The 8726-nt window shown below is 41.9% G+C and carries 10 protein-coding genes; 1 reads left to right on the top strand and 9 read right to left on the bottom strand.

Annotation, left to right across the window (positions count from 1 at the left end):
- Positions 1-164: 164 nt before the first annotated feature.
- The 9 genes from H6G17_RS31405 to H6G17_RS31365 all read right to left on the bottom strand — a co-directional run bounded on the left by H6G17_RS31405 (position 165) and on the right by H6G17_RS31365 (position 7358).
- Positions 165-419, bottom strand: a complete 255-nt coding sequence (locus tag H6G17_RS31405) for a DUF4212 domain-containing protein (protein ID WP_192162532.1) — start codon at positions 417-419, stop codon at positions 165-167.
- A 259-nt stretch (positions 420-678) separates the two neighbouring features.
- Positions 679-1185 (bottom strand): GAF domain-containing protein, encoded by a 507-nt coding sequence (locus tag H6G17_RS31400; protein ID WP_192162526.1) that lies wholly within the window; start codon positions 1183-1185, stop codon positions 679-681.
- 33 nt (positions 1186-1218) lie between these two features.
- Positions 1219-1917 (bottom strand): FAD-binding oxidoreductase, encoded by a 699-nt coding sequence (locus H6G17_RS31395; RefSeq protein ID WP_192162524.1) that lies wholly within the window; start codon positions 1915-1917, stop codon positions 1219-1221.
- Between the two features lie 124 nt (positions 1918-2041).
- A complete protein-coding gene (locus H6G17_RS31390; protein ID WP_192162522.1) occupies positions 2042-2530 on the bottom strand; it encodes a hypothetical protein in 489 nt (162 codons plus the stop codon).
- A gap of 790 nt (positions 2531-3320) precedes the next feature.
- Positions 3321-3509: an MmoB/DmpM family protein gene (locus tag H6G17_RS35050; RefSeq protein WP_192162520.1), complete on the bottom strand. Its 189-nt coding sequence runs from the start codon at positions 3507-3509 to the stop codon at positions 3321-3323.
- A 311-nt stretch (positions 3510-3820) separates the two neighbouring features.
- Positions 3821-4774 (bottom strand): hypothetical protein, encoded by a 954-nt coding sequence (locus tag H6G17_RS31380; protein WP_192162518.1) that lies wholly within the window; start codon positions 4772-4774, stop codon positions 3821-3823.
- Positions 4775-4882: 108 nt separating this feature from the next.
- Positions 4883-5137 carry a DUF4278 domain-containing protein gene (locus tag H6G17_RS31375; protein ID WP_192162516.1) on the bottom strand — a complete coding sequence of 85 codons (255 nt, stop codon included), beginning with the start codon at positions 5135-5137 and terminating at the stop codon, positions 4883-4885.
- Between the two features lie 724 nt (positions 5138-5861).
- Positions 5862-6758: an AraC family transcriptional regulator gene (locus H6G17_RS35045; RefSeq protein WP_192162514.1), complete on the bottom strand. Its 897-nt coding sequence runs from the start codon at positions 6756-6758 to the stop codon at positions 5862-5864.
- Between the two features lie 204 nt (positions 6759-6962).
- Positions 6963-7358, bottom strand: a complete 396-nt coding sequence (locus tag H6G17_RS31365) for a nuclear transport factor 2 family protein (RefSeq protein WP_192162512.1) — start codon at positions 7356-7358, stop codon at positions 6963-6965.
- A 343-nt stretch (positions 7359-7701) separates the two neighbouring features.
- On the opposite strand from H6G17_RS31365, the gene H6G17_RS31360 reads away from it, so the two are divergent.
- Positions 7702-8613, top strand: a complete 912-nt coding sequence (locus H6G17_RS31360; RefSeq protein ID WP_199317164.1) for an AraC family transcriptional regulator — start codon at positions 7702-7704, stop codon at positions 8611-8613.
- Positions 8614-8726 lie beyond the last annotated feature (113 nt).

The raw sequence follows: 8726 nt of genomic DNA, 5'->3' as shown, positions 1-8726 counted from the left end.
CAATCTGCCGCCGTCGCCGCCCCGTTTGCAATCTGGGGGACATTTTGCCCAGCGACATAAAAGCCGGAACTGTCTTTCACTCGCGATCGCCAACCGATGTAAATATATAACCCGAAAGAGAGAGAAACTAACCAAATTGTCCAAAATTCTGCCATAACTCAACCTCACTTCCTTATTCCGTATTTGCGATCGAGCTTGTCCATTTGAACGGCATAGAGGAAAATCAAGACTACGAAAGTTAAGATCGAGCCTTGTTGTGCCATCCAAAAACCCAAAGGGATGCTTCCCAGTCGAATTGTATTTAACGGCTGTACCAGCAGAATGCTAAACACCAGCGATACCAACGCCCAGACAATTAGCAAGTTCCAAATTAAAGCTGTATTCGCCCGCCAATAGGCTGCTTGTCTATCTCTACCCATTGTTTTGTCCAGCATGATTTTTGCCATAACGCGAAGTGAGGTTGAATTAAGCAGTGACTTTCATCGCTTGTAAGGGCTATGAACAATTAACTATTGACTATTAACAGCCTCAAGTTGCTAATGTTTATGAATCAAATAGAAACGCTATATTCAGGTTGCTCTTAATTAACAACCGTCTAATCGTTTCAAATTTTATAGTAATTGCCTTTGAATTTTCTGAGTTTACTTAATCGGAATTTAAAACCATCAAGAGCGAGTTCTACAACAATGCACCTACTTGCTTTACCATAGTTTCAATCGTTGTAATTAATTGCTTGTCTTCCGCTCTAGCTGACAACGAAAAAAGAGCAAGAACCGCGCTCGGTTGATGGTTAACAAAAATTGGCACTCCAAGTCCAGTTTTGATGCCAAAGGCTTTAGCAATGTAGTTACGTAAAAAATACTTTTCTGACTGATTTGAGACATCATAAATCCACTCAGATTGTTGCGAAGACCAGACTCGTCCTGGCAAGCCAATACCTGGAGACAAGATAAACTCTTCGCTACATAAACGAAATTGCTCTAAAGCATAAGTGTAGGTACTGCCTCTACGAGTACTTCTGTACCAAGCTGGACTAAGTTCTAGAATGTCTTGGGAGTAGGGAATCCATACTTCACCATACTCCCAAACGGTCAATTCGCATATATACTCAAGCGCGAGTGTCAGCTTGCTTTGGAAGTTTGAAGCTGTACCAATAGCTTGAGTTAGCATTAATAGGTGCTGCATTTGTAATTCTCCTATTTGTATTCAAATACTGCTTCAACAATAAATATCAACCTGCAATACCAAATTGCTGCCGTCAGTCCGATGTAGAAATGGGAGACAAACAGTAAACTGCAAGCTTTTATCATACCGATCGTGGGCAATTCCCACACCATTACTAATCAGTACGGCTGGAAGAGGATCGTTAACGTCCAGAATAAAATTACCACTGGGTGGCTTTACCGAGATGACATCGCCTGCAAAAATGCGATCGTGCATGAAGTTAGATGCAATTCCTGCTGGTACGTCTAGATTGGGAGGCATCGGTTCTTGTTTAATTAATAGCCGATAGTATTTATTAGTTGTCTTGTAGTCTGAAAGCGAATAGGTACAAATTACATGTCTATCTCGTTCAGAAATATTTAATTTAATTGTCAGAAATTGTCCTGGTTGAAAATGCGGAATTTTACCCCGATCTTCAGGCTCTAAATAGAAAGAGGTAATCTCTTCGCTTTCTTTGACTTTACAAACTATCACGAAATTTCGCCAGTCTTGCCAAATGCCGTTAGATAAAACCCGAGTTTCTCGTTCTTGACTACCCGCAGGTGATTTTCTCTCTCTAGATTTGTTGCCAAGTACTAAGCCAAAAATTGCACCACATCCAGTACCAATTAGTGAAGTGTATACTCCCAATTGAGATGTGAATTTATCTTTAGGATTGACAATACCAGCGATCGCGCCGGAAATAATTGTCACGATTGAAAAGGCTATACTTACGAACTTGATACTTATAATAATTGAATTTTGGCTTTTGATAGTCTCCAGCATTTGCTATCTCCAGTACAAAATTTTACTTAGAGTTTTTTAAATCCTATTTTTATTAACTTGTAGTAATAATATCTGAACTTACTCTAATTTCGCTTAGCTTTCGATCTAAATAAGATTGAAAGTCAATTTTATTTAGATTTTGAGTCGAAAACTCTTTACCCATCAGAAATCCTTGTTTAAAAGCTTTCGTGTTCTCTCGACTAACTTTATATTTTTTGGGATAGAAATAAATTGAAAACAATTGAAAAATGAGTAAATGCCATCTTTTTGTTTTTGAGTCATTTCCCATGGTGAATCCAATTACATAGGCTTCATCGTCTGAGGAAAAGCCACGTTTAAGTAATAAATGGATAAAGCCGTGTTCTTTTAAGTAAATATTTCTAGGTAAAGCAAACAGGCTATCTGGATTTTCTAACAACCAAACTAAAAATGGAATCCGAGATGGAGGATCGTCACCAATTAATTGATAAGCTCGATCTAAGGTTAGAGAATCTAATGCATCAGACAAATAACCGTGTTCTACAATTAACTTAATAACCATCTATAAATACCCATACAATCGACGAAAACAAAGAGCGCGCCTGAATATAAAATCATTACTTGGTCTTTAGTTAATACGCTAGCTACCAGCATTTGACTTGAGCTTATTGCTAAGGCTATGAATCCGTACCCACTCATGTCAGTTTTTGAGGCTAATATTATGCCACCGATAAGGGCACAAATACTACTAGACCATCTTAACGAGTTACTAATTGAGATTTTTAACTTTAAGTTTTTTATTTTTGCGTTCATCGATTATTTTATTTAGTAAATTTATGTGGTAGTTCTTAAGCTTGAGTGGAATACTTAAAACAGATATTTTTTTACTTCTAACTTCTGACTTCCTGTATTATTTATGTGGGCAATACCCACCTTATACATAAATTTCACGAATTAAAGGTAACTGCTATAAATACTTGAGTTCTTAACTCAAGAATCTTACTTATTCTGTGTCTAAATCGTAGCGATACTTACAACTTTTAACGTTTTTAAAGATAGCTTTTCATTAATCAAAACTGAATTCTTATTAATTTACTCTATTTGATAGCTGACATTGGCAACCACAGCATTGTCTATCGGGTCGCCAGATTTGCTTTTAGCGATCGCCGATTTCATTGCTCATGTACTAATTACTGAAGGAAGCGGCAGAGTAAGAGATTTCAATTTCTAATCGACGGTACGATCGAGCCTGAAGTTATCATATTGTATGTTTGGTTAGTACGTAATACACTGGCTTCGATCGCCAAGTTTATGACAAATTAGAATTTCGATTATGTTGACTTGGTGCTCCCCTAGTTTTCCGAATACCACACAATTTCTTTATCGCCAAATCTGATTTTTCCAGCAAATGCCACTATAGCAAGCTCCATTTGTGAAAGCTCAAAGGAATGACCCAGAAATGCTTCCAAACTCTCGCGAGTCACTCGGCAATATTGCTCAGTATGAATGCAAATGTATCCACCATGCCCGCCAACATACATTTCAGCATCTAGATTATCGTACGCGATCGCTGCACAATGAGTGCCTCAGCCATTTCGTTATTACTTATGACAGATTCAACGAGATTAGATGACATTACAATCTGCCTTTGATTTCTGAGGTAAGCCGATGTAAGTCGAATTGTCTTTGACCCGAACTAAGTAACTCACAATTTAGAAGCGCGAGACAGGTTTATTTTCCTATATGCTCCAGCGTGGTAGACGCTGCGCGATCGCAAAATCCAGATACTTCCCCTACCGTCCTGCTTTGCCACTAAACTTGCAGTAAACTGCTGCTTCTACAATTTGCTGTTTTATTCAGTAACCCGGTAGTAATTCTCTATCCAAGACAACAAACCTTCTTCTACAGGGGTTAAATTAGTTCGCTTGCTTAAGTCTTTTAAAACATTGACTGCTCCTCGGTCAAGCGATTCAACCGCTCGTAATCGCCTCACTCGTCTCAAAGTCTGTGGCAACTGTCGTTTGTCATCCGACGAAGCAATCTCGTTCAAGTTTTCTAGTTTCACACTCAGAGTGGCATCGTGTACCTCAATAGTTACCGTCGAGTCTGTCAGCTCTGTGGCGATGCAAGAGCAGCCATTATATTTCCTCTCCTTACCTTCAAGTCCAACCAAGGTGAAAACATCACCGACGTGCCAATCGTCTGGAGCTAACACGAGGGGCTTTTGTTTGAGCTGCGCGACAATCTCGTTGACAATCCGACCAGAAGGGACTTTACCATTGGCTGCTTCTATGGCTTGGTTCCATACCTGCCACTGCTCTTGGGCAGTCTTTATGCTGGTTAAAGGCTTAACTTGCTCCAACTTAGTCGGCAAAATTTGAGCCTGGAGCGTGCTGACATTATTTTGATTCAACCGCTCTGGTTCATTTGACCGCTCTTGAGAATGAATCGTTCTCATTTGCTGCAAATTTTCTATCACACAGGCAGCAGCAATCAAATAATCGCTGCAACGACGAGAAAAGCCAAACCGATCTTGAGAGTAAGCTTCAAATGTTCTGTGCGTAGAGCGATACAGCCACCGATCCCGTATTTGGGCAAGTGCTTTACCTGTTTGATAGAATCCCTGCCTTACTTTCAACTCTAACAGATGGCGATCGCGTTGTTCTTCTGGGGAGAGTGGCGCTAAAATTTCTCCTAAAACTGCTTCTTCTGGTGCAAATCTATTGGAATCATCTCCAAAAAAGGATTCAGTAGCTACAAGTTCTCGCTCGCTCACAACAGCTAGTGGAGTTGAGTTGTAATTCATATTCCTTGTCTGATTTAGTTCCTATTCCCAAACAGAGTTATAGAGAAATCATGTGGATGCTTTGATTGGGGCTGGTATTGATCGCGCCCTACTTAGTACCCTACCTGCTCAGACATTTCTATTGACTGAGAAGGTGCTGCCTTGATAAATCAACTTGTAGTAGGTGATGCCTCGATAAATCAATTTCTGACCTACTAGTTTTGCAGGTACTTGAGTAGATTCGGTTTGAGGAGCGATGCGATAGGTCACGCCACGATAACTGAGGTTATGAGCTGCTCCAGGTTCGCTAACTTGAACGAATGGGCGACCGTCAGCTTTAGAAGGATGATGCTCGTATGTCATGCCACGATACATGAGTTTCATATTTCACCTCTTTGATATGCAATCTGCGAATGTGAACTGCTATTCTCGATCGGATTTGTTTTAGCGGTGCGTCAAAAAATGAAACTAGGGGCTGCATCAATGTCCAGATCTCATTTCGGAACTTGGGACTTAGCAAGCTGTTTATCCCATACTTGATTGAGGTACGAGCTTTGCAACTTACCAAGACGATTGTGAGGTACTAAATATATCTCCTGCTTCTACCTTTCCTTTTATGCAAAGTATTCAGTTGTCGTAAAATTTCTTCACAAATCAAGCTTGTCTGTAGACCCGATGATGATACTCCCAACTATGGCTCTGTCGCAAAAAGTGCAAGAGATGGTAGGATAGGAAAACTCGTCGTTACAAATTTGCTTCCCACATCTACCCCATCTCTGTTCAAGTAGCGGGACTTTCTTCCAGAAGTCATTTTGCTCAGTGTTTGGTGGTATTGCCGCTATGCACTCTCGAACCCGTGACTTAAAACAGATGATGCGTTCGTCGAGGCGTTGAGTAGACTATATCTACGGCAATCAGGTATATTCAGGTTTGATCGAGCTTGCCCATAAGTGACAAAAGCTCAGTAAGTACTTGAGCAGTCGTCTGCTGCTCTAGATTTAGTGTTGGCTGCATCGGATTCTCCTGGTTCTATCTATATAGAATGTAATGAGTTCCAACGCTCAACTTCTTGCAGATTCTTACAATAATTTGTCACATTCTTATGGTTTTAGCGTGCTTGCTTTGGTGTCACTCCAGTTAGGCGTTTAAAGTGTCGTGTCAAGTGGCTTTGGTTAGAAAATCCCACTTGTAAGGCAATGTCTGCGATCGCTAAATCCGTTTTCGACAGTAGCAATTTCGCCCGTTCCACTCGCTGTTGAACTACATACTGGTGCGGCGAAATCCCTGTAGCGCGTTTGAATAAGCTGGCAAAGTAAGTCGGGCTGACATTAATAACTTGGGCAATTTCAATTAGTGATAAATCTCGCTCCAGGTGAGTGTGAATATATTCGATCGCTTGCTGCAACCGAGTAGGAGATAAGCTTCTGTCTTCAAAAGTGATGGGCTGCGTGAAGGTAGAATAGTGTCGCAGCAAATGAATGACTAACACTTGAGTCAATGATTCGACATATAATTGCCCCATGATGCCACCTGACTGCAACTCGGCTAACAGTAGCATCGCAATATGATGAAGCTGTAAATCTTGCTGACCGAAACAGTTCACGAGTTCAAGTCGGTCTCTATCAATTTCGGATGCTTGGGCGGCTTGTTCGATCGACTCCGGTTTTAACCATATATGCAACTGCTGCTGTTTAGGGCGGTTGGTATCCCTTCTGGGGCTTCGCCAGGAACTCGGATATCCAGCAGGAACAAAGATGCTGTCTCCCTTTTGCAGGATTGATTCAGAAACGCGATTGTCACGTTTCTGGATCAAAGGGGCGGGTTGCCCTAGGGGTAAGATGAGCCGATGCTCGGATAGGGCAGGACTTTTAGCTTCATTTGGAGTTGGAGAATATTGACACTGTTCAACCAAGATGCCATTCCAACTCAATTGCCGACTGGACAGCACCAGAGTTTTAGTTGCTCGTTGCCTGAGTTCGAGCAGGCTAACAAGGTTTTGTATCACAAATTTTGTTTCCGGCATCGAGCTTATTTTATTTGACCTAGTGCCACTCTTACAATTGGTTATATTGCAAAGAATTGTAACCGTTTTTTAGCACGTTCTGGCAAGGCAGTGTTGAAATGTCTATACAGAATCTGACCGAAGTTACTAACCCCTCTTCATTGCGATCGGTAAAAGTAACGGCTCGAATTATAACTGCCTTCCCAATTACTCATTGGGAATTCTCGTCTTTTGAATCATCTCTTGGATTGTTTCGGTTTCGTCAATTTCATAAAGACTAATCAAACTATTCTCAATAGTAAAAATTTGCTGAATTGTTGCATTCGCGAGCAAATTGCCTTGCAAATCTTTAACGATTTGATGAGCGGTAACGACATTTCGATTGTTCTCATCCGTCTCGAATTTTAAGGTTTCAAGCTGCACTTGAATAACCTTATATTGATTAGTCCAGTATTCGCGCACCGCGTCGCGTCCATAAACGAAACCGCCTTCCACCCCATTCGCCCATTTCACGTCTGGGTGCATCACCGAGATGATTGTTTCAATCTCGCCTTTGTTGAAGGCTTCGTATAAATTTTGCAGAAACTGCTGATTTGAACTCATAATTGTTCACCATCCAATACGAATGTCATTAAAACAAGAAAGCAGCCCAACGTTGCCCATCACCTGCCGCAGATCGCCTTTGTAGCATACCGATCGACTCTCAACGGTCGGTGTGCATGGGCGTTGTTAGGTATCGAGTCCGGACGATGAAAGTGGGCAGACTTCCATGTCTTGAATCAAGTTAGGCTCAATAAACGTGCTGCTTTCATGATGGGATGCTTGGTACGATCGCCTTTTGTGGACACCCCTACAGTAGGCGTAGCCGTAACGTGCCGTCTCATCCAATTCTGCTAAAATTATCCCAATCCTGCTTGGGATGTGAAATCTTAACTGGGTAAAGCCTATGGTGAATCATACAACCTCCACATTTGATTTTACAAACCAGCAGGAAGTAGCGCGAGTGCTTCCACAAGCACCCCTACTCGCTAGCTATCATACAGGGTGGAAAGGGTTAAACTTCATCCACTACTGCCATCCTCCCCATGAAACGGTGGAGCATTGCCTTCTACAACATTCACTGGCGATCGCAGACCCCAAAAGTTGCTTTCAGGCAGAGCGTCGTTTGGACGGCAAATTTAAACACTATGTCCACGGCAACGGTCGTGTAGATGTTATCCCAGCATTTCTAAGTCGTTGGACAAATTGGGATCGGGAAGTTGAATTTTCGGTGATTGCGATTTGTCCAACATTGCTGAATCAAACCGCTCAGGAATTGATGCAGCGTGAAATAGAACTGATTCCACAGTTTTCGATCGACGATCCGGTAATCCAGCAATTAGCCCTCGCGCTCAAGACGGAAATCCAAACGGGTTGTATGTCTGGCAGGTTGTATGGCGAGTCATTGAGAACAGCACTTGCCGCTCGTTTGGTGCAGAACTATGCAGTCAGCAAACCTTCGCTTGAGTTCAAAGCCAACGGTTTATCCCGATCGCAGTTGGAGCGAGTCATTGATTACATGAAGGCGAATTTGACACAAGATTTATCGATTTTGGATTTAGCGACCCTGACCAGCATGAGCGAATCCCACTTTAGCCGATCCTTCAAGCAATCAGTGGGAATTGCGCCCTATCAGTATTTGAGGCAACAACGTGTAGAACGAGCCAAGCAATTACTGGAACAGCAATCGATTGCAATTAGCACCATTGCTCTAGATTGCGGCTTTGCAAATCAAACTCATCTAACAAAAGTCTTCCGTCAAATGACAGGGGTGACACCCAAGGCTTATCAAAAGGGTTGTGTTGCAAAAATCTGTTGAGGACGGAAAAATCGGTCATGCCCTACACAAGTGTGGGATACGTAGCAATGTCATTCCAAGTCCAAGCACGCTCGGTTAACTCTGCTCTCTGTGCGGCTGTAGTTTCTAGGCAC

Origin of the sequence: Chroococcidiopsis sp. [FACHB-1243] (genome assembly GCF_014696895.1) — a bacterium.
Taxonomy (GTDB): Bacteria; Cyanobacteriota; Cyanobacteriia; order Cyanobacteriales; family Chroococcidiopsidaceae; genus Chroococcidiopsis.
The sequence above is the reverse complement of the archived record's forward strand: the minus strand, read 5'-3'. Positions and strand labels throughout refer to the sequence as shown.